General features: G+C 43.0%; 16 protein-coding genes. 9 read left to right on the top strand and 7 right to left on the bottom strand.

The features are described 5' to 3' along the window. Window positions 1-20: 20 nt before the first annotated feature. The gene (locus MAR181_RS03170) at window positions 21-863 is read right to left on the bottom strand and encodes a 23S rRNA (adenine(2030)-N(6))-methyltransferase RlmJ (RefSeq protein ID WP_013795164.1); all 843 of its coding nucleotides are present in this window, start codon (window positions 861-863) and stop codon (window positions 21-23) included. Window positions 864-937: 74 nt separating this feature from the next. Then, window positions 938-2,782 carry a dihydroxy-acid dehydratase gene (gene ilvD / locus MAR181_RS03175; protein WP_013795165.1) on the bottom strand — a complete coding sequence of 615 codons (1,845 nt, stop codon included), beginning with the start codon at window positions 2,780-2,782 and terminating at the stop codon, window positions 938-940. Between the two features lie 137 nt (window positions 2,783-2,919). On the opposite strand from ilvD, the gene MAR181_RS03180 reads away from it, so the two are divergent. After that, on the top strand, window positions 2,920-4,140 hold the full coding sequence (locus tag MAR181_RS03180) for an EAL and HDOD domain-containing protein (RefSeq protein ID WP_013795166.1): 1,221 nt from the start codon (window positions 2,920-2,922) through the stop codon (window positions 4,138-4,140). Window positions 4,141-4,720: 580 nt separating this feature from the next. On the opposite strand, the gene fdxA is transcribed toward MAR181_RS03180, so the two are convergent. Continuing rightward, a complete protein-coding gene (fdxA, locus tag MAR181_RS03185) occupies window positions 4,721-5,044 on the bottom strand; it encodes a ferredoxin FdxA (protein WP_013795167.1) in 324 nt (107 codons plus the stop codon). A gap of 129 nt (window positions 5,045-5,173) precedes the next feature. Further along, window positions 5,174-7,807 carry a DNA mismatch repair protein MutS gene (gene mutS / locus MAR181_RS03190; RefSeq protein WP_013795168.1) on the bottom strand — a complete coding sequence of 878 codons (2,634 nt, stop codon included), beginning with the start codon at window positions 7,805-7,807 and terminating at the stop codon, window positions 5,174-5,176. Between the two features lie 78 nt (window positions 7,808-7,885). Here mutS and MAR181_RS03195 point away from each other — a divergent pair, with 78 nt between their 5' ends. The 7 genes from MAR181_RS03195 to MAR181_RS03225 all read left to right on the top strand — a co-directional run bounded on the left by MAR181_RS03195 (window position 7,886) and on the right by MAR181_RS03225 (window position 15,898). Beyond that, window positions 7,886-8,383, top strand: a complete 498-nt coding sequence (locus MAR181_RS03195; RefSeq protein WP_013795169.1) for a CinA family protein — start codon at window positions 7,886-7,888, stop codon at window positions 8,381-8,383. 100 nt (window positions 8,384-8,483) lie between these two features. Further along, entirely contained in the window at window positions 8,484-9,539 is a 1,056-nt protein-coding gene (recA, locus tag MAR181_RS03200) for a recombinase RecA (protein WP_013795170.1), read from the top strand. Window positions 9,540-10,012: 473 nt separating this feature from the next. Continuing rightward, the gene (locus tag MAR181_RS03205; RefSeq protein WP_013795171.1) at window positions 10,013-11,281 is read left to right on the top strand and encodes a CaiB/BaiF CoA transferase family protein; all 1,269 of its coding nucleotides are present in this window, start codon (window positions 10,013-10,015) and stop codon (window positions 11,279-11,281) included. A gap of 31 nt (window positions 11,282-11,312) precedes the next feature. After that, entirely contained in the window at window positions 11,313-12,197 is an 885-nt protein-coding gene (locus MAR181_RS03210; RefSeq protein WP_013795172.1) for an enoyl-CoA hydratase, read from the top strand. Window positions 12,198-12,282: 85 nt separating this feature from the next. Further along, the gene (locus tag MAR181_RS03215; RefSeq protein ID WP_013795173.1) at window positions 12,283-13,443 is read left to right on the top strand and encodes an iron-containing alcohol dehydrogenase; all 1,161 of its coding nucleotides are present in this window, start codon (window positions 12,283-12,285) and stop codon (window positions 13,441-13,443) included. Window positions 13,444-13,483: 40 nt separating this feature from the next. Next, window positions 13,484-14,980 (top strand): CoA-acylating methylmalonate-semialdehyde dehydrogenase, encoded by a 1,497-nt coding sequence (locus MAR181_RS03220; RefSeq protein WP_013795174.1) that lies wholly within the window; start codon window positions 13,484-13,486, stop codon window positions 14,978-14,980. A gap of 126 nt (window positions 14,981-15,106) precedes the next feature. Continuing rightward, on the top strand, window positions 15,107-15,898 hold the full coding sequence (locus MAR181_RS03225) for an IclR family transcriptional regulator (protein ID WP_245546200.1): 792 nt from the start codon (window positions 15,107-15,109) through the stop codon (window positions 15,896-15,898). Window positions 15,899-16,023: 125 nt separating this feature from the next. On the opposite strand, the gene MAR181_RS18730 is transcribed toward MAR181_RS03225, so the two are convergent. Genes MAR181_RS18730 through MAR181_RS18025 form a run of 3 tightly spaced genes read right to left on the bottom strand, consistent with a single transcriptional unit; the run spans window position 16,024 to window position 20,953 of the window. After that, window positions 16,024-16,188, bottom strand: coding sequence for an IS3 family transposase (locus MAR181_RS18730; protein ID WP_144011200.1), 165 nt, complete (start codon window positions 16,186-16,188; stop codon window positions 16,024-16,026). A gap of 6 nt (window positions 16,189-16,194) precedes the next feature. After that, window positions 16,195-17,229: an HD domain-containing phosphohydrolase gene (locus tag MAR181_RS03230; RefSeq protein ID WP_013795176.1), complete on the bottom strand. Its 1,035-nt coding sequence runs from the start codon at window positions 17,227-17,229 to the stop codon at window positions 16,195-16,197. 55 nt (window positions 17,230-17,284) lie between these two features. Next, complete coding sequence (locus MAR181_RS18025; protein ID WP_013795177.1) at window positions 17,285-20,953, bottom strand: response regulator; 3,669 nt, start codon at window positions 20,951-20,953, stop codon at window positions 17,285-17,287. 249 nt (window positions 20,954-21,202) lie between these two features. Here MAR181_RS18025 and MAR181_RS03240 point away from each other — a divergent pair, with 249 nt between their 5' ends. Further along, complete coding sequence (locus MAR181_RS03240) at window positions 21,203-22,801, top strand: ATP-binding response regulator (protein WP_013795178.1); 1,599 nt, start codon at window positions 21,203-21,205, stop codon at window positions 22,799-22,801. The last annotated feature ends 181 nt before the right edge of the window (window positions 22,802-22,982 follow it).

Below are 22,982 nucleotides of genomic sequence, written 5' to 3' on the forward strand. Positions count from 1 at the left end.
CTCCTTAATGCAAAATCAGTTTATTCAGGCGTTATCCATGTAATCTGGTAGTTCGCCTCTTGGTCTTCAGCCAGTGTTTTTTTCAAAAATGGCATAAACTCCTTAGCGTCTTGTTCTAGTGTCCAAGGTGGGTTCACAATGATCATGCCACTTCCAGCCATGCCGCGCTCTTTTTCTGTGTCTCGGACATTGAGTTCTAATAGCAAGACGTTTCGGATATTGGTTGTTTTCACTGACTTCAATAAATTATCAGCTTGCTGACGACCTAAGACAGGATACCAGATTGCAAAAGTACCCTGAGGGAAACGTTTATAGCCTTCTTCCAATGACTTCACAACATATTGGTAATCCTTTTTTACCTCATAAGGCGGGTCCATCAATACGAAACCACGTTTTTGTGGAGGAGGTAGCATGGCTTTTACCGCAGCAAAGCCATTCTCTTTTACCACATTGGCTTTTCGCTTCTGAGGAAACAAAGCCGCTAATAAAGGATAGTCGTTTGGGTGCAATTCACACAGGTGAAGTTTGTCTTTTTGTCGAGTGTAATAATCCACGACCTTTGGGCTGCCAGGGTAATATTCTAATTGATCCGTTGGGTTCATCTCTCGGACAATCTCAAGTAGTCCTTCGACGGCTTCTGGTACAGTCAGTTCAGACAATAATCGACTGATGCCAGAGTGAAATTCTTTGTTCTTCTGCGCTTGTTCTGAATTAAGCTCGTATTGGCCAATACCCGCGTGGGTGTCCAAGTAAAAGAAAGGCGTGTCTTTCTTAATGAAATGGCGACAAATCTGGCTCATGGTAATGTGCTTTAAAATGTCAGCATGGTTGCCCGCATGGTATATATGGCGATAACTCAGCATGTTGTTTCCTAATTGATTAAAAAAGGCCGCTGCCGTTAAGTTGGCAAAGCGGCCTTAGTAGAGTCGATGGACAACTAGTCTAGTTGACTCAGATCTCGAACCGCACCTTTGTCTGCGCTGGTCGCAAAATGTGCATAGACTTTCAACGCTGGCGATACTTTGCGCGGACGTTCTTGTGCTGGCTTCCAAGCCGCTGCACCTTTGGCTTCCATCGCCGCGCGACGAGTCGCTAGTTCATCATCGCTGAGTATCACATTGATGGTGCGATTTGGAATGTCGATGCGAATGATGTCGCCATTTTCAACCAGACCAATGGCTCCGCCAGCAGCTGCTTCTGGTGAAACGTGGCCGATTGATAAACCAGATGTACCGCCAGAAAAGCGTCCGTCTGTCAGCAGGGCGCAATCTTTTCCTAAGCCTTTAGATTTGATGTAAGACGTGGGGTAAAGCATTTCCTGCATACCAGGTCCGCCTTTTGGTCCTTCGTAGCGCACAATGACAACTTCACCGGCTTTTACCTTGTCATCAAGAATGTTTTTTACCGCTTCGTCTTGAGACTCTGTCATGTGGGCTGGGCCTTCAAAGACTAAGCATGACTCATCGACCCCAGCGCTTTTAACCACACAACCGTCTAGGGCGATGTTGCCATACAGCACGGCTAGGCCGCCTTCTAAAGAGAAAGCGTTTTCAAGTGAGCGAATGCAGCCGTTCTCACGGTCGCCATCTAATGTTGGCCAGCGAGTGGATTGACTGAACGCGGTTTGGGTTGGAATACCAGCCGGACCGGCTTTGAAAAACTCAACAACTTCTGGGGTAGGTGAACGCATAATATCCCAAGTTTGAAGCGCTTTTTCCATTGTCTCAGCATGCACAGTGTGACATTGGTTGTGCAATAAACCAGCGCGATCGATTTCACCTAACAGGCCAAAAATACCGCCCGCTCTGTGAACATCTTCAATATGATATTGGGGGGAGTTTGGAGCGACCTTACAAAGCTGAGGGACTCGACGAGATAAATGGTCAATGTCTTCCATGGTAAAGTCCACACCCGCTTCACGTGCAATGGCAAGTAAATGCAGAATGGTGTTAGTGGATCCGCCCATGGCGATGTCTAGTGTCATCGCGTTTTCAAAGGCTTCAAAATTGGCGATGGCACGAGGTGCCCAATGCAATTCGTCATTCTCGTAGTAGCGCTTGGTAATGTCGACAATGCGACGTCCTGCTTCAACGAACAGGCGATGACGATCTGAGTGGGTCGCCAAAGTGGTGCCGTTACCCGGCAGGCTCAAGCCTAGAGCTTCGGTCAAACAATTCATTGAGTTAGCGGTAAACATACCAGAACAGGAACCACAGGTAGGACAAGCAGAACGCTCGTATTCTGCTACCTTTTCATCAGAGGCAGAGGAATCGGCGGCAATGACCATGGCATCAACGAGATCCAATTTGTGCTCAGACAGTTTCGTTTTACCTGCTTCCATTGGACCGCCGGACACGAAAATAACTGGAATGTTAAGACGCATGGCGGCCATCAGCATTCCAGGGGTGATCTTGTCACAGTTAGAAATACAGACAAGCGCGTCGGCACAGTGAGCATTGACCATGTACTCAACAGAGTCTGCAATCAGGTCTCGTGATGGTAAACTGTATAGCATACCGTCATGGCCCATAGCGATGCCATCATCGACAGCAATGGTATTAAATTCTTTGGCGACGCCTCCGGCTTCTTCAATTTCTCGGCAGACCAATTGTCCTAGGTCTTTTAGATGTACATGACCGGGTACAAATTGTGTGAATGAATTGGCAACGGCGATGATAGGTTTTTGAAAGTCATCGTCTTTCATACCGGTTGCGCGCCAAAGAGCGCGAGCCCCTGCCATATTACGGCCAGAGGTGGTTGTTTTGGAGCGGTAGACTGGCATTATTTTCCCCACAGGATTTTTTTCTTTATATAGCCGACCATCTTACCAAGATTATTGTCTTCACCCAATGGCAATTTTGCGACAATATTGAGACACTGTAAGTTTACACTAGTTAATTTGAGACTGATGGATTAAGTATGGCAGAGCAGGAAACCTGTGTTCATTCTGATGTTGCTGTAGCACGACAGCCGATAGTAGACGAGCATTTAGCCGTCATGGGCTATGAGCTATTGTACCGTAAGAGTGTGCTCGCTCATCACGCTGATGTGGTGGATGAGGTAGGCGCGACAGCTCAAGTTCTTTCGGCCAGTATGTTTGAATTGGGTATGGAAAACTTAGTAGGCTGCAATAAAGCTTTTGTGAATTTTCCTCGTTCTTACTTATTAAGTGCCAATGGTATACCGACCAGTCGTGAAAACCTTGTGGTTGAAGTGCTTGAAACAGCTGGCTTTGATGCCAACCTGTTAGCAGCGCTAAGGCGTTGGAAAAGTGCGGGTTGTTTGCTGGCACTGGACGATTTTGTGTTTGAAAGTAAATTAACGCCTTTTGTCGAGTTGGCGGATTACGTCAAACTGGATATTTTATCTTTAGGTCATGGCGGCTTTCATAAGCAAGTTGAAGCATTAAGAGGCTTTGAGGTTAAGTTAATTGCGGAAAAAGTGGAGACCTGGGAAGACTATCAGTTTTGCCGTTTGCTGGGAGTGGAATACTTCCAAGGTTACTTTTTTGAAAAGCCTGAATTGATGACGGCTAAATCTTCTCGTGTGAACAGTATGACCTTGCTGAGGTTGATGTCTTCACTGTTGGATACAACGAATCTTGATGTAGATGATATTGAACAAATTGTCAGTCAAGATGCTGGGTTAGTACATAAATTGCTGCGCTATTTAAACTCACCGATGACAGGATTGATGGTATCGGTTGATTCTGTCCGTTTGGCCATTATGCTCATTGGTGTGGAGAAATTAAAAGCGCTTACCAACTTGCTCTTGATGTCAGAAATGATAGGTGAGCAACACGCCTTGCTTGAGCAGATTATTATTCGAGCCAAGCACGCAGAGCTGATGGCCATTTACCGCTCTTATGATAATCAAGATAAATATTTCTTAGCCGGTATGCTGTCTATGATGGACGTTTGTACAGGCATGCCTTTAGAAGAGGTCTTGGGCGAGCTACCCTTACCGAATGAGTTTATCAATGCCATTGTTCATCGAGTAGGGCGTGTAGGAGAGACGTTGGATTTGGTGGACAGATATTCCAATCAACGTAGCATTGAAAGTGGTCAGGATCTCGATGATCTGCAGGGTACGTATCTAGCGGCTTTGAAATGGTCAGACGAGTTTTTAACCCAAATTTAGTCCTTCCTTTCTATTTATCCATTCATCGCGTAGGAAAACCCTTACAAGCTTGTAGGGTTTTTCTTTTTATTCTGTATTGTAATGTAATGTTTCTTATCGGATTCAACCTAACTAATTGAATTTAATGTAAAAAAAATGTAATTCCTTCAAAATGTAAAAATTTGTAATCGATAAAATAAATGGTAAATTAGCTTTATCCAAACAAGGTTCAAGGATGACGAGCACATTGAGGTGCAAAATACCATTGATGGTGTTTAGGACGGGACTGGGATGTTCAGAGCAAAGGATGGTTCTAATGGATATTGTGGTTCAGGATCGCACCATGTGTTAAGGATTGTTTGGGTTTCATGATGAAACAGACAGTGATGTTTTACTCATCGGAAGAGTGGCTTAAATGGAATTAAGCATAAAAAGGGCAGCTGAGGCTGTCTTTTTTACGGCTGGGATGCCTAACAGGATGTTATCGATAAGGATTGACTCATAAGGACGGTTGGCCAATAGGGATTTGGCGAGACAGGATGTCAATAATAGGATATTAAAAAAGCGACCTTGGTCGCTTTTTTCTTTTTCTCATTCTGTTCTATCGTTCAAGATGTTCTAGTTTATCTTCCACGCCATCCCATTCAGTGGCATCACTTAAAGCGTCTTTTTTCTCTGTGATGTTTGGCCAGATCATTGCGAGATCTTTGTTTAGTTCAACAAACACTTCTTGTTCTTCAGGTAATTCATCTTCTGAGAAGATGGCATTGGCCGGACATTCAGGTTCGCAAAGAGCGCAATCAATGCACTCGTCTGGGTTGATGGCTAGGAAGTTTGGGCCTTCGTAGAAGCAATCTACAGGGCAGACTTCCACGCAGTCGGTGTATTTACAGCGAATGCAGTTATCAGTAACGATGAAAGCCATTCGACTTCTCCTCACAAGCTTTACAAAAAATATTGCCGCCTATTTTAGTGGTATAGGCTATTTGGCGGCAAGTCAGAATACCAAATAGCCTAAATTTATCTGGTATTAGCTTATGCCGCATTTCAATGCTCATAGCTCTGATTTTAGCTTATATAGCTGGTTCATGGCTTCGATTGGGGTCATATTGTCTAGATCCAAGGAGGCAATGCTGTCTTTCAAACTATCCTGCTCAGCTTGTACAAATAAATCGGCTTGCTGTGGTGAGTGGTGGGTCATGACCGATTGCTGTGAAGAAGCTGCCACTGTGGTTGATACTGTACTGTGTGTCGCATCGTCTAGTTCAATGCCAGTAACGGTCTCAAGTTCTTGAAGTTTATGTTTGGCTTGTTGAATAACGTTTTTAGGTACCCCTGCCAGCTGAGCAACCTGAAGTCCATATGATTGGCTTGCTGGGCCGCTATGAACTTTGTGGAGGAATACAATTTCATCTTCATATTCGGTGGCAGTGAGGTGAACGTTCTCAGCCGTGTCTAATTGCTCAGCAAGACCGGTTAATTCAAAATAGTGGGTTGCAAACAGTACGTAGCATTTTAGCGTTTGGGCTAAATGCTCAACGGCAGCCCAGGCCAACGACAAACCATCAAAGGTACTGGTACCACGTCCTACTTCATCCATTAGGACTAGGCTGTTTTGTGTCGCATTGTTCAAGATGTTGGCGGTTTCGGTCATTTCCACCATGAAGGTTGAGCGACCACCGGCTAAATCATCAGACGATCCCATGCGCGTAAAGATACGATCGACTACCGCAATAGAGGCTGCCTGTGCTGGCACGAAGCAACCAGTGTGTGCCAGTAAGGTGATTAAGGCAATCTGACGCATATAGGTGGATTTACCACCCATGTTTGGACCAGTGATCATTAATAAGGATCGCTGATCGTTTAAGGTTAAATCGTTAGGAACAAAAGGTTCTGAAATAACCGATTCGACCACAGGATGACGTCCGGCAGTGATATCAATACCACGTCCTGTATGGAGTTCTGGTTGTGTTAAATTGAGTTGATCAGCACGTTCTGCAAAGTTGTTTAGGACATCAAGCTGAGCAAGTGCTTGGCTGGCGGTTTGCAGTTCTCCTAAATGTTGGTTTAGCTGGTCTAATAAGGTTTCGTAAAGTTCTTTTTCGCGAGCAAGTGCTTTGGACTTGGCACTCAGAGCCTTATCTTCGAAAGTTTTTAGTTCAGGTGTGATAAAGCGCTCGGCATTTTTAAGCGTCTGGCGACGAATGTACTCCACTGGTGCTTGTTCTGAATGCAAACGGCTAATTTCTATATAATAACCGTGTACTCGATTGAAACCTACTTTGAGTGAGCTGATGCCAGTCCGCTCTTTTTCACTTCGTTCCATTTCGGCCAAGAAATCAGTAGCGTTGGTCGATAGAGACAGTAATTCGTCTAATTCTGGATCATAGCCAGTGGCAAAAATACCGCCATCTCTCACGACTGAAGGAGGGTTCTCAACTAAGGCTTTGGTCAGTGTCTCAGTGATCTCCGGCTGCGCTATAATGCGTTGATTCAATTGGCTCAGTCGAGCAGAGTTTACATTCCCTAGGTCTTGGTTAATAAGTGGAATCATCTCCAACGCAAATCTCAGACGTAAAAGGTCTCTCGGGCGAGCAGACCGAAGTGCAACGCGAGACAAAATACGTTCTAAATCTCCGACTTTTTTAAGTGAGCCGTTAAGTGGTTGGTAATAGAATTGGCTCTTTAGTTCAGCGACAGCACTTTGTCGAGATTGAATTTCATTTAAGTCCCTCACTGGCGTATGAAGCCAGCGTTTTAATAGTCGGCTGCCCATTGGTGTGGCGCATTGATCTAATACTTGGCTGAGGGTGTTGCTGGTGCCGCCAGTTAAATTGATATCGATTTCTAGATTGCGTCGTGTGGCCGCATCAATCAGAACCGAATCGTCTTTATGTTCAACCATGATGGCTTGTATGTGCGGCAAAGCTGAGCGCTGCGTGTCTTTTGCGTATTGTAATAGCGCGCCAGCGGAGGCAATGGCCGCCGTTAATGCCTCACAGCCGAAGCCGGATAGGTCTTTTGTATTGAATTGCTGAATAAGTTGACGGTAACTCGACTCATAATCAAAGTGCCATGGGCCGAGCTCAGCAATGCCTTTTTCTAGCTGCAGTGTTTTTCGGGCTGGAAAGTCTTCTGATATTAGGATTTCTCTTGGCGATAGTCGCTGCAATTCATTTGCTAAGGCTTCGTGCCCATCGACTTCAAAAAGACAAAAGCGGCCGCTGGCCATGTCGAGATAAGAAAAGCCAAAAATGTCTAACCCTTTACGAGATTGATGGGCAATCGACAGTAAGAGGTTTTCACGTTTTTCTTCTAGGAAGGCTTCGTCGCTGATAGTGCCAGGGGTGACAATGCGAGCGATTTGTCGCTCTACAGGTCCTTTGCTGGTGGCAGGGTCACCAGTTTGTTCGGCAACCACGACAGACTCCCCCATACGAACCAATCGAGCGATGTAGTTTTCTGCGGCATGGAAGGGAATGCCAGCCATTGGAATAGGCTGTCCGCCAGAGTGACCTCGAGCCGTTAAGGTGATATCAAGTAATTGAGCGGCACGTTTAGCATCATCGTAAAAGAGCTCATAGAAATCGCCCATGCGATAAAATAACAGCTGATTCGGATGTTGTGACTTGAGACCAAAGTATTGGCGCATCATGGGAGTGTGATTGTCGGCTAATGTTTTGCTCATTTAAACTGCTCAATTGTGATCCAAAAAATTGGGAGTTATTCTACGGGATAATTGTTGAGGTTTTAAGAGATAAGCATAATGAATCATGAGCAAGAAATGCTGAAAATAGCTCAGCAGGTGGCTGAATTATTAGTGCAAGATGGACGGATGCTAGTGACGGCTGAATCCTGTACGGGTGGTTTAATTGGGGCGACTTGTACTGAATTGTCTGGTAGTTCAGCTTGGTTTTTTGGGGGGGTCATTAGTTACGCGAATGAGGCTAAGCTGGAAGGGTTGTCTGTTTCAGCGGCTACGTTAGCAGAGCATGGTGCGGTATCCGAAGCAACTGTAAGGGAAATGTGCTCAGGCGCTTTACAGCTAGGAGGCGATGTGGCGGTTGCTGTCAGTGGTGTCGCAGGCCCTAGCGGCGGTTCACCAGAAAAACCGGTTGGTTGTGTCTATATTGGTTGGCAGCTTATGGGTAAGGAGGCCAAGATTGTACGCTTTCAATTTTCAGGAGATCGAAAAGAGATTCGACAGAAGGTGGTACTGGAGGCTTTGCAAGGGGTAAAAAATTGCATTTTGACGGAAAGATAATATTACTGTTTTTTTATACAGTATTTTCTTGAGGTTCGGAAAAAAAAGCGATAAAGTTACCAGCATTAAAGTTGAACATTCAGTCATTAAGGATTCCATTATGTCATCTATTGCAGATAACAAGAAAAAGGCGCTAGACGCTGCGCTGTCTCAAATTGAGCGTCAATTTGGTAAAGGTGCCATCATGAAAATGGGTGAAGGCACTAAGATGGATATAGAGACAGTGTCAACTGGGTCCTTAGGCTTGGATATTGCTTTGGGTGCTGGTGGTCTTCCTTTTGGTCGAATTTGTGAAATTTATGGTCCAGAGTCTTCAGGTAAGACCACATTAACTTTAAGTGTCATTGCCGAAGCACAAAAGCAAGGCAAAACCTGTGCCTTTATAGATGCTGAGCATGCTTTAGACCCGTCTTACGCTGAAAAACTGGGTGTTAATCTGGAAGACTTGTTGATTTCTCAGCCTGATACAGGCGAACAAGCTCTTGAAATCGTTGACATGTTAGTCCGTTCAAACAGCGTTGATGTCGTGATTGTGGACTCGGTTGCGGCTTTGGTGCCGAAATCTGAAATTGAAGGTGAAATGGGCAGTTCATCCGTTGGTGTTCAAGCGCGTCTATTGTCTCAAGCCATGCGTAAATTAACGGGTTCAATTAAAAACGCTAACTGTTTGGTGGTCTTTATTAACCAAATTCGTATGAAGATTGGTGTGATGTTTGGTTCACCTGAAACCACGACTGGTGGTAATGCACTGAAATTCTATTCCTCTGTGCGTTTGGATATCCGTCGTATTGGTTCTGTTAAGCAAGGTGACGAGGTCATTGGTAATGAAACCCGTGTGAAAGTGGTGAAAAATAAAATTGCACCGCCATTCAAGCAAACGGAATTTCAGATTATGTACGGTGCAGGTATTTACCGTATGGGCGAAGTCATTGACCTTGGTGTGAAGCAAGGTTTGGTTGATAAATCCGGTGCTTGGTATGCTTACGGCGGTAATAAAATCGGTCAAGGCAAAGCGAATGCAGCGCAGTATTTATCAGACAATCCTGAGGTAGCGGCTGAAATTGAAGCTAAGATTCGTGAGACATTGCTACCAAAGCGTACTAAAACAGACGATGCAGCCAGTGAAAAAGAAGAAGCGGAACAGCTCGATTTCTAATATGTAAAGAAGAAAAGTGTTAAAGAGAGCAGGCCCTAGTGCCTGCTTTTTTTATGTTGGCTGAATTTAAGGTATAGAAGGTGTTTCAATTATGAGCCCATTATGGAGGCGAGATCATATCGTTCGTTCCTCTGACCGCTAGTACTCATGCTTCATATTGTGGTTATTGTTACCAAACAAGCATTCATTCCTCAATCTAGATTCATTGTTTTACACATTAATCGCCTGATAAAAAGCCTAGAGAACAAGTCCAGTAAAGTCGCCATGTACATCAAGACCTGCAAAAGATTAAGGCTGCAACTCATCAAATTAGGTGTCGAATAACGTCTGAAAAATCCGGATTTTATCGTGACCTTCTTATACTAATGTCTATATTGATTCATTAATTTTCACAAGTTAACTTGGCTAATACGATACGTTATGTCTCATTATTAGGCATTCGTGGATTTTAATCTAGCATCGGATTAGTAATTATGAATCAAATAAGTGAAACAGATGAAAAAGCAGGCCCTTTATCGGGTATTACTGTGTTGGATTTCTCTCGAGTACTTGCAGGTCCGTATTGCACTATGGTTTTGGCTGACCTTGGTGCAAGGGTGATCAAAGTTGAAAGGTTTGGAACTGGCGACGACACTAGAGCGTTCGGGCCTTTTATAGGTGTAGATTCCGCTTATTTTATGTGCTTTAACCGAGGGAAGGAAAGTATCTCTCTTGATATTAAATCACCACGTGATAGAGAGCTTTTAGAGCGTCTGTTGGATAGTTGTGATGTTGTGGTTGAGAATTTTAGACCTGGTGTAATGGAACGCCTTGGTTACGGGCCTGAGCGTCTGGCAAAAACCCATCCCCATATTATTTATTCATCTATATCAGGTTTTGGTCACAGTGGTCCTTTTAGTGATTTACCGGGCTACGACATGGTGGTGCAGGCAATGGGCGGCGTAATGAGCTTAACGGGGTGGCCAGATGAAGAGCCAGCTCGTGTTGGCACAAGTTTTGGTGATTTAGGTGCGGCTCTTTTTGGTGCCATTGGTATTTTATCGGCACTTTATAGTCGAACTCGTGATGCCCAAGGCACGCGAGTGGATATCGGCATGCTAGATTGCCAAGCGGCGTTGATGGAAACAGCACTTGCACGATATGACGTCGAAGGCGTTGTGCCAACTCGAACGGGTGACAATCACCCATCGCTTGCACCCTTTGAAACCTTTACCGCAGGTGATGGTAAGTTTGTGATCTGTGCGGGCAACGATACGCTTTTCTTGTTAATGATGGATGCCTTGGGTTCGCCTCAACTCGCCTTAGCCCCGCAATACTTAACGAATGATTTACGTGTGCAAAACCGTAAAGAATTGGTGAAAGATGTTGAATCGATAACAGTGACTAAGCCAATGCAACATTGGATTGATGCACTCAACGAGGCGGGCGTGCCTTGTTCCCCTATCAATACGATCGATAAATTATTTATTCACCCACAACTACTCGCTCGCAACATGATCATTAAAGTAAAAGGGGAGAATGAAAGGCCAGTACGAACGGCTGGTAACCCGATTAAGATGAGCTCTGTCTCTGAAATAGACCCAGACGTGCCTCTTAAATCCCCAGAGCTTAATGAGCATCGAGAGGCAATATTAGCAGAATTAATGGCCAGTAATGGTGCCTATGCACCAACGCCTCCCCCTCAGGATAATTCGGATAATACCGAACTAGAGCAACACTCAGAAGTTACTTCAGATACTTAACCCTTAATGTTCCAGAAGAGAGAGTCGAATTATGAAAACCAAAACCAGTGTTAAATCTAACCCTGTTGATACAGAACAAAAAAGTGAAGAATTCAAAGATAATATCGAATCTATTACTGCCACTGACACACAAGCAAAGGTAGCGCCGATGGAAACCATATTGGTAGAACGCCGTGAAAGGGTCGGCATGATTACTCTACATAGGCCAAAAAGCCTAAATGCCTTGAGTAGACAGCTTGCAAGAGAAGTGGTTGATACGCTGAAGGCCTTCGATGCAGACAATAATATAGGTGCCATTGTTATTACGGGTAGTGCCCGAGCATTTGCTGCTGGAGCAGATATTGAGGAAATGGCTAATTTAAATTACTCCGAGTTTTATTGTGACGATATTTTTGCTCCTTGGGACGAATTACGTTCAATCAGCAAACCAATCATTGCTGCTGTGAGTGGTTATGCGCTAGGCGGTGGCTGTGAGCTAGCCTTGATGTGTGATTTTATCATTGCTTCTGAAGATGCCCAATTTGGGCAACCAGAAATTAAACTTGGTATTTTGCCGGGCATCGGTGGATCGCAACGTTTGACCAATGCTGTAGGTAAATCGCTAGCGATGGATCTTGTTTTAACTGGACGAACAATTGATGTTCAGGAAGCAAAAGCGGCTGGATTAGTCGCGCGAGTCGTGCCTGCTAAAGAGTTGTTACAAACTGCGTTGGAAGCAGCACATACTATTGCTGGATATAACAGCCCTGCCGTACGAATGGCCAAAGAAGCAGTAAACGTAGCCTTTGAGACCAGTCTTACTGAAGGGATGCGTCATGAGCGTCGTTTGTTCCAGGCGGCCTTTGCGACAGAGGGGCAAAAAGAAGGCATGCATGCGTTCATTGCTAAGCGAGCCCCTGTTTTTCGTCACCGTTAGAGAATGAAATGAATGGGGAATATTTATCTTTTGATGTTAAGAAAACCGCTTCCCCATATAAAAACAAAAATACATAGGAGTTGATATGTCTACTCAAATTATTCTGCCGCGTATTCTGCAGGTAGGTGAAGATGCTGCTTTGCAAATCCCCAATATTCTAGAAAGCCTTGGCTGCAATAGCCCCTTAATTATTACGGATAAGATGATGGTGACGCTGGGCTATGCTGGTCGTATTCAAGAGAGCTTAGATGAACATAATATTTCTGCTCATATCTTTGACGACACAGTGCCAGAACCTACGGTTAAATCGATTCAAGCGGGTGTCGAGAAGGCACGAGAGGGGAGTTACGATTGTATTATCGCGTTAGGTGGAGGCAGTCCAATCGATAGTGCTAAGGCGATTGCTATTCTGGCTAAACATGGTGGTGTCATGCAAGATTATCGTTTTCCTCGCATCGTTACGGAACAAGGTTTGCCAGTTATCGCAGTGCCGACCACAGCAGGAACAGGCTCTGAAGTTACTAAATTTACGATCATAACCGATGAAACGAACGACGAAAAAATGCTCTGTGTTGGCACCGGTTTTATGCCGATTGCCGCGTTGGTTGATTATAAATTAACAGTGAGCTTACCGCCACGAATCACGGCTGATACCGGTATTGATGCGTTAACCCATGCGATTGAGTCCTATGTTAGTAAAAAAGCTAATCCTTATAGTGAAGGTCAGGCGATTGCTGCAATGAAATTGATTGGGCCCAATCTGAGAAAAGCCTATCACAATGGTGAAGACAAAGACGCTCGTGAAGCCATGATGTTAGGTTCAACTTTGGCTGGTGTTGCATTCTCTAACGCATCGGTTGCCTTGGTACATGGCATGAGCCGTCCTATTGGTGCATTTTTTCATGTGCCTCATGGTCTTTCCAATGCCATGTTACTACCAAGCGTTACAGCCTATTCTATTCCTGCTGCGCCTGCACGATATGCTGATTGTGCACGAGCAATAGGGATAGCAACAGAACAAGACACTAATGATATTGCTAACCAAAAATTGTTGAAGGAACTTCGTGCACTAAATGATGAATTATCCGTACCAACGCCAGAAGAATTCGGCATTAAGCGAGAGGCGTTTTTTGGGGTTTGTCAAACTATGGCGGAACAGGCATTAGCATCAGGATCCCCCAGTAATAACCCTATTGAACCGTCTATTAGCGATATGGTCGCACTTTACCAAAGCTTATGGGACTGATTTACATCAATTACATTTTTTATAACGTTAGGAATTATTTATGAATATCATTGGACATTTAATTAACGGTGAAGTTTGTACAGATGCTGCACGTACTCAAGATGTGTTTAACCCTGCAACAGGACAAGTGGCTCGAAAAGTGGCACTTGCTTCAGTTGAAACCGTTGAGCAGGCTATAGCCAGTGCTCAAGCGGCATTTCCAGCATGGCGTAATACGCCTGCAATTAAACGTGCACGCGTCATGTTTCGTTTCAAAGAACTATTAGAGGCTAATGCTGACAAAATTTGCCAGATGATAGGAGAGGAGCATGGAAAAATATCCCATGATGCGGCTGGGGAATTACAACGTGGTATCGAGAATGTTGAATATGCGTGTGGGGTACCAGAATTATTAAAAGGCGAACACAGTAAAAACGTTGGTCCTAATATCGACTCTTGGAGCGAATTTCAACCCCTGGGTGTTGTTGCTGGCATTACACCATTTAATTTTCCTGCGATGGTGCCTTTGTGGATGTTCCCAATGGCGATTGCATGCGGTAACTGTTTTATTCTGAAACCGTCAGAGCGTGATCCAAGTTCAACATTGTTTATCGCTCAATTATTAAAAGAAGCGGGCTTACCTGATGGTGTCATGAATGTTGTTAATGGTGATAAAGTGGCGGTAGATGTGTTGCTATCTGACCAGCGTATTAAAGCGGTGAGCTTTGTTGGTTCAACGCCGATTGCCGAATACATCTATACAACAGCCAATGCCAATGGCAAACGTTGCCAAGCATTAGGTGGCGCTAAAAACCACGCTATCGTCATGCCTGATGCGGATATGGATAATGCTGTAAACCAGCTAGTTGGTGCGGCGTTTGGTTCTTCTGGCGAACGCTGCATGGCACTGTCTGTTGCGGTTGCGGTTGGTGATGCCGCTGGTGATGCATTGATTGCCAAAATGCAGGATGCTATGAAAAATCTGAGTGTTGGTGCTTATTCTGATTCAACAAATGACTTTGGCCCTGTCATCACCAAAGCACATCAGGAAAAAGTGATCGGCTACATTGATAGTGCTGAACAGCAAGGTTCAAAAATTGTCGTTGATGGTCGACAAACAACCGTTTCAGGTTATGAAAATGGCTTCTTTGTTGGTGCGACTCTAATCGATAACGTTAGTCCAGACATGATTAGCTACAAAGAAGAAATTTTTGGTCCAGTATTACAAGTAGTGCGAGTGGCAACAATGCAAGAAGCCATGGATCTAATCGATGCTCATGAATACGGTAATGGTACTTGTATCTTTACCCGTGATGGTGAAGCGGCTCGTTACTTCTCTGATAACATCCAAGTGGGCATGGTGGGTATTAACGTGCCTTTGCCTGTGCCTGTGGCGTACCATAGCTTTGGCGGTTGGAAGCGTTCATTGTTTGGTGACCTTCATGCTTATGGCCCAGATTCGGTACGTTTCTACACTAAACGTAAAACTGTGACGCAACGTTGGCCTTCTGCTGGTGTTCGTGAAGGCGCTGAATTTTCAATGCCAACGTTGAACTAATATATGCACAATTAAGGCTGTTTGATATACAAATATAGGTGTTTAAGGACAGCCTTTATTTAAGTGGAAGTGGTTTTTTTATCTGTTGTTAATTGCCTAGATATATTAGGCTTTTTGATAACGAGTGTGAAATTTTTGACGGGAGATAAAGTGATCGTTCAGCGAAGAGAAAAAGGTTCTTCTATTACTCGGGTTCTTGAAATTATTGAGGCCATTTCTCGCGCTGAGCGACCTATGTCACCTGCTGAATTGGCATTTTTACTGGACATTCCTAAACCCAGTGTTCATCGGTTGCTCCAACAGCTTGAAACAGATGATTTTGTAAAAACCAATATGCGTGGCTTGTTGGTTCCCGGTGATAGGATGCATAGCATTGCTCTAGGGGTGCTTCATAGTAGTCGTTTTAAGGCGCTGCGTCAGGCTATCTTAACGGAATTAACTGAAACCATTGGTGAAACTTGCGGTATCGCGATACCGGATGGCACTGAAATGATCTATTACGATCGTGTGCAAACTAATTGGCCGTTGCAGATTCATTTACCTGTAGGCTGCCATACACCTTCGTGGTGTACAGCCAGCGGTAAACTCTATTTAAGCTCACTGCCGACGAATCGACGACAGCGTATTATCGATAAATTGCCATTAGATAAACTGGCGCGTAATACTTTGACTGATCCTGAGTCGCTAGGAAGTGAACTGTTAAAGATTCAAGCGAATGAATTAGGAACGGATAACGAAGAATTTGTCGATGGAATGGTAGCCTGTTCAGTACCGATAAAAGATCAAGATGGTAAGTTGTTTGCCTGTCTATTCACACATGCTCCCGTCATCCGAAAAGATTTAAATGGCTTATTAAAATTTGAACCAGCACTACGTCAATCGGCTATGGAATTAGGTGATTTGCTCAAAGAGCAATAATAAACAAGTGGCCTAGATTTGCTGTGTCGCATTTATTATCAAAAATGATCAAATGCTTTTTCCACTTAACTTCTCTAAAACTTTTAGTAAGTTCGCTTTCTTCGACATGGACTTCCCCGAGTTTGCTAGACAGTGGTTATTTCGAAAAAATAGTGTTCTTCGAACTTTGCAGGTGACGCACCACCTGTATGCGAATGACGTTCTATCGGATTGTAGAACATCGCAATAAAATTAAATATCTCACCTTTCGCTTCTTCTCGTGTCGAGTAGACCTTTCGTTTTATTTTCAACGATTGTTAGTTCTCTTCGGGTTCAGAAAATTCTTGTTTAATAACGAGTATTTCTGGCAGGATTTTTTCAAATAGCTCTACCAGAGTTGGGTCAAAGTGCTTGCCTTTTTGTTCTACGATTAAATCCATGGTTTGCTCGACGCTCCATGCTTTCTTATAAGGTCTTTCACTGGTTAGGGCATCGAAGACATCGGCAAGGGCGACAATACGCCCTTCAATGGGGATGTCTTCTTCTGCTAAGCCGTTAGGATAACCGCTACCATCCCATTTTTCATGGTGCGTTGCGGCTACGGTTTTTGCCATTTTCAGAAGAGGAGCCCTTTGCTCTCCAATAATATCCACACCAAAGTTAACGTGCTGTTGCATCAATTCCCATTCGTCAGGATCCAACTTTCCAGGTTTGCCCAATACATTGTCTGGGATGCCAATTTTTCCAACATCATGCATAGGTGCCGCGGTAAATAATAATTCGGTCCAATCTTTAGGCATGTCTGCTGCCTGGGCTAATAAGCGAGAATAGTGGCTCATTCGCACGACATGCATGCCTGTTTCGTTGTCTTTGTACTCGGCAGCTCTACCGAGTATTTTGATGATTTCCAAACGACTTTCTTGTAGTTCTCGAGTTTTTTCATGAACCAGCCATGCTAAATGCTTGGCTTGATCATATAGAGCGAGATGAGTTTTAATTCGTTGTAAAACGATCGCTGGTTGGATGGGTTTGGAAATGTAGTCCACGCCACCAACTTCTAGCCCTAGTGTTTCATCTTCTACTTCTGTTTTAGCTGTGACGAAAATCACGGGGATTTTTTGGGTCGCTATATTTTGTTTAAGTTGACGACAAACTTCATAGCCATCCATTTCAGGCATCATCACGTCTAACAAAATCAAATCAGGTGGCGATGTGCTAGCAATGGATAATGCTTTTTTTCCACTGGTTGCAGCCTTCACCTTATAAAAGGGGCGTAGCAGGTTACTCAATACGTTAATGTTATCAGCAATATCGTCAACGACCATGATGGTATAAGTCTTTATTTCGGACATGATTTTCAGCTCTCATTTTCCGTTAATTTGAATGAAATGTAGATCATCAAATGTATTATGATTTCACCGCTTCAGAGAATTGACGCAAGTTCTCCAACGCCTTATCAAAATCATATTCATCTATATTGTTCGCCAATTCTTTAAGTATGCGTTTAGCTTTATCGTCGAACGGCGTATCCAGTAATGGTTCTAGTGTATCTGTCGCCGCTGTATCGTCATCTTTTAATTCCTGTTCTAATTGTTGCAATAGGGCAGCAAGCTCTGTCGCACTGATAGCTCTTTTAGAACTGGTGCTTCTTGTGTTTGTCATAGTATCTAGCTTTTGTAAGTCTGAGATAATCAATCCCAGTTCTGCTATAGATTCTGTAAAGCACGACTCCATTTTGATGTTCCATTGATGTGGACTGCCTTTTTCTAATATATCGGTTAGCGTTTGTAAGTGTTTCGCCCCGATATTACCGGCTAATCCTTTTAGCGTATGAGCCAATCGAGTCATTAGTTCTTTATCGTCTGCTGATTTGGCTTTTACAAATTCATTTTCAAACTGCTGCTGAGTGTTACGAAACTTAACTAAAATTTTGTGGTAGAGGTTTTTGTTCTGATTGGTTGTTTTCAAACCTAATGCGATATCAATCCCATACAAGGTGTCAGGCAGAATATTTGGAGTGTGTTCAGGTGTGTTTATTAATGACGAAAGTGATTTTTCTGCGATATTGCTTTCTGTCGTAGTGTCGGTTGTAACTAAGCTGTCAGAGTCGGTTTTCATCCAATGAGCTAATGTTTTATACATTTCTGCTACTTGGATCGGTTTCGTTAAATGTGCATTCATGCCGCTGTCTAATGCGGCATCAAGGTCTTCTTTCATGGCGTTGGCTGTCATGGCGATAATGGGGAGATTGCTGAATCTAGGCAGTTTACGAATTTCATGAGTTGCTGTGTAACCATCCATAATGGGCATTTGCACATCCATTAGTACACAATCAAATGCTTGTGAGCTATTTAATAGGTCTAGTGCCTCCTGTCCGTGGTTGGCCACAGTTACGTTTATTTTGACATCTGTTAATAGGTCAGATGCAAGCTCTTGGTTAATTTCGTTATCTTCAACCAGTAGGATGTGTTTTCCCGCAAGCTGTTGTGCAATCTGTCGTTCTGAGTCTCGCCTTTTGACTCTTCTACCTTTATAAGAAAGTTGATGACCGAATGCTGACATGACTAAATTTAGTAATATAGAGGCATTAACTGGTTTGGTTATCGCTCCATGTAAGTTCAAGTCTTTTATTTGATCGTCCAGTTCATCTTTACCGACAGCAGTAATAAGGATGGTTTTTGGTTGAATCGATAGAGGAATTGATTGAAAGGTTCTAATGCAATCCAAGCCATTCATAATGGGCATCTTCCAATCCATAAAGACTATTTGATAAGGGGCGTTCTGTTTATCGGCTTCCATTATTTTGGTCAGTGCTTCTTTGCCATTTTTAGCACTATCAGTAGATAGTCCAAAGCGTTGCAGTATAGACAGCAGAATTTCTCTAGCACTGTTTCTATCATCAACAACAAGGGCACGTTTACCTTGTAAAACACTGGCATTTTCGATGCTTTTTTCTGGTTCTTCTTGGTTAACCATTATATTTATAGTGAATTTAAAACAGCTGCCTGAACCTTGCTCTGACTCAACCCATATTTGGCCTTCCATTAGCTCTGTGAGGTTCTTTGAAATTGATAAACCGAGTCCAGTGCCCCCATATTTACGTGTTGTAGAGCTGTCTGCTTGGCTATAGGTTTTAAATAACCTTTGTTGCTGTTCTGGGGTCATACCTATTCCTGTGTCTTGCACAGAAAATTGCAGTTGAACCCATTCTTTATGTTCGTCGTCATTCCAACGCTTTAGTACCTTCGCATGAATGACAACTTCTCCTTCTTCTGTGAACTTTAAAGCATTGTTTCCTAAATTAGTTAAAATTTGCCCTAGGCGTATTGGGTCACCTATAAGTGTGAGTGGGACATCTTCTGCAATATCAAATAGTAGCTCAAGTTCTTGGTCTTCGGCTTTTAAGCTTAAAAGGTTGCTAAGGTGAATAAGCACGTCTTCCAAATTGAAATCGGTTTGCTCAAGCTCCATTTTACCTGCTTCAATTTTAGAAAAATCTAGGATGTCGTTAATAATGCCTAATAAGGACTCTGCCGAGCGATGTACTTTTTCGACATAGTTACGTTGCTTCCGATTGAGTTCTCCCTGAAGCGCAAGGTGACTCATACCCAATATCGCGTTCATTGGTGTACGTATCTCATGGGACATATTGGATAGGAAATCCGATTTCATTTTATTGGCCAGTTCGGCCTCTTGGCGAGCATGCTCTATATCGTTAGTTTGCTGATCGACTTGTTCCTGCATTTCATCTCGATAAGCAATGAGAGATAGGCTCATTTGCTGCATATTTCGGTTTAGTTCATACAGCTCTTTTGAATGGTCGTAGGGTAACTTATCCGTTGAGAGTTTACCTTCTGCTATTTCTTGTATCCTCAAGGCCAAAAGTTCAATAGGAATATAGATAATTCTGGAAACCAATATGCTCAAAAAGACAGTCACAATTGCGACAATGAATCCAGCGATGATCAGCATATAGTTAATGAGTTTTAAGTGACTGATGAGGGCTTCTTCAGGCGCAATAGCAACAATTTGCCATTCACCATATTCCTTATTTCCAAACGGGGTAAAACGGGTGATTCCGGTAATGTCTTTTTGACCATTTTTCGAATCAAAGTATCCTAGAAAAGAACGATCAGCCAGCACTACTTCATCTGGTTTTTTGAAATTCATGTCGTCCATGAAATCGGGTAGAATGAGCTTTGGTTTCTTCTCAAATTCATCTTGAGGCGTGGCACGAGAAGAAATGATCGATTTATAGGCTTCATACAAGGTTCCTAAAATGGAAAAAGCGCCTTCATGCATCAAGTTGCTAGATAACGCCATGGAGTCTTCAGTGTCTAATTTAACCTGATGTATATTTTCTAACTTTGGGTATAAGTCTGAACCAAAAAATACTTCTCCGATCTTTGCATCATGTTTTGATGCCAACATAACTCGATTATCATTGTCTAATAAGTAGATTTGTTTAGGCATGACTGATAGCTCATTGACAAGCTCAAGAATTGGCTGCATATGCAGCATGATCTGTACACCACGTTCAATATGTCCGCGTTCGTCACGAGTTAAACGTAAAATGTAATAAACCCCGCCAAGATCGTTTTCTTGATAGTGAGTATAAAGGTGTGGACCGGGGGTTATTGGTAAGTCAGAATCCAATAAAAGGCTTTGGCTGTCCGCTATTCTCATATTTGGCTGTGGTCTGATGGAATTTTTTAGAATTTCTCCATCTGCTCCAAAAGCGAGAATGCTCAGAATGTGAGGGTAATGTTTCAGTGCATCATCTATATCATGCTTTAAATACGTATTGTTGTTGACTCGACCATCCAATACATCATTAAGTTCTCCTAAAATATCTTCTAGTACTTTTATGCTGGTGTGACCAAAATCTGTACTCATTTGATTAATGAGGATCATTGGCTTTTCAAGTAGTTGTCTATGTCCCATGGTATAGCTGAGGACACTTTCTAAGACTCGGTTATTAATACTGAGAAATGCCGTTAGAGAAATGCTGATTAACAAAATACTAAAGAGCGTGATTTGTAACCGCATTGTCATTTTTTTTAGCAATTTTCTCATTTTATTGCTCTTCCTCATTCATTGTAAATATGATAAAAAACGATAAAATCTTTAAATGTGCACGAAATGAGCACTAAGATTTAGTGGTAGATAGCTCAGGCCAACAACAATACTTCTTGAATTTACTAGAATAATCAGGCTGCAACCTTATTCATTCTCTTCCTTTTCTCTGCTAAAGAAATAGATAGTCTATAATAAATTTCGACTGTGCAGATATTGTGCAGGTGAAGATGACAGGTACACACTAACATGACCACTAGTGAACAAAAACACTATCCAGTAAGTACTCAGATCTTAATTGTGGATCGATTTGAAACTATGCGAAAAGTAATCGCCCACCAATTAGCTAGTCTCGGGTGGGATCATGTGCTGATGGCAGAAAATGACAAAAAGGCACAGCATTTATTACAAACACAAAAGGTAGATTTAATTATATCGGGCTTACCTGGGGCTGAATTGTTAGAAAGTGTGCGTATGAGTGACAAGCTTAAGCACCTTGCTTTTCTGATGATAACAGCAGAAATAGATAGGACTCAGATTGTAAAATGCATTAACGCAGGTGTCAGTGATTTAATTGTTAAGCCATATACCTCTCAGCGCTTACTAAAAGGCATACAAAACGCCAGTGCATGGTGTAATCGACACAAAACCCCGTCGGTTATAACGACAGCTAACATTCCTTCTAGCCATATACTAGATACAGAAATTAGCAGCACTTACACGCCAAATATTCTTATAGTAGACGACATTCCTGCTAACCTCCATTTACTGTCTGAGATTTTTAAAGACGAATACAAGGTCAGGGTTGCCAAAGATGGTGCGAAAGCCCTTTCAATGTGCCGTTCTGATACTCCCCCTGATCTAGTGTTGTTGGATGTCATGATGCCTGATATGGATGGTTTTGAAGTTGCAAGGCGGATGCGAGACCACCCAAGCTCTGAAAATATCCCCATTATTTTTGTGACGGCGATAAATACCGATGAAGCCCAGCTTAAAGGCTTGCAGCTGGGGGCTGTTGATTTTATTAATAAGCCTGTGGATCCTGTGATAGTAAAACCCCGAGTGGCCAATTTCTTGCGTTATGTAAGGCTGCATAAGCAACTTCAAGCAGACTATGACGGCATGTTAGAAGCGGCCCAATTAAGAGAAGATGTTGAGCAGATTACCAGTCATGATTTCAAAACACCTCTTGATACTATTATTACGCTGGTTCATGCAATGCTAGGAGGTGAAAACGATTCGTTGGATCATAAGCAAGCATTGCAGCAAATAGAGCAATGTGCGCTGCAGGTGTTAGATAAGGTTAACCTGTCTTCAGAGCTTTATAATGTGGAAATGGGAAACTACACTTTGGTAAAACGTTCAGTTTCTATAGAAGAGATTCTAAAAAAGATAATGAGTTTTTGTTTAATAGAGTTCTCCACAAAATCACTCAATATCGTTTTAAAAAGTGCTCATTCCGATTCTTCGAATTATGCCATGACAGAGGTGTTGGGCGATCAAGGTCTTTGTTATACGATTTTTCAACATTTGATTAAAAATGCATGTGAAGCCGCGCCACCCAAAACCCCAATCATGATCTCTGTTTCGAATGGTAATCCAGTGAATATTACTATCCGAAACATGGGGGCTGTACCACAAAAAATCAGGAGTCGCTTTTTCGATAAATACATTACCTTTGGTAAGGCTGACGGTGAAGGCCTAGGGACTTATGCGGCTAAACGCCTTGTCGAGGTACAAAGTGGCAATATTGGTGTGAGTGTGTCTGATACCCCTACACCTCATGGGGTAACGTCGGTCATTGTAACCTTGCCAAGGTTTACTGCATTGGAGTCAACCACTCTTTAGTTTCAATGCGGCTTTTCATATGAAATTTTTTGTGCGTATTCGGTTCTTTAGCCTGCAGAGAGAGGAGAGCGAACGTTGCAATAGAATATGGCTATTTTTTCTTAAACTTTTTCTGCATATTGTGTGCATATTGTGTTCTTATAGTGCACATTCTGAAAGCTTGTGTTGATGGTTTCACATT

Source organism: Marinomonas posidonica IVIA-Po-181, assembly GCF_000214215.1.
In the GTDB taxonomy this organism is placed as follows: Bacteria; Pseudomonadota; Gammaproteobacteria; order Pseudomonadales; family Marinomonadaceae; genus Marinomonas; species Marinomonas posidonica.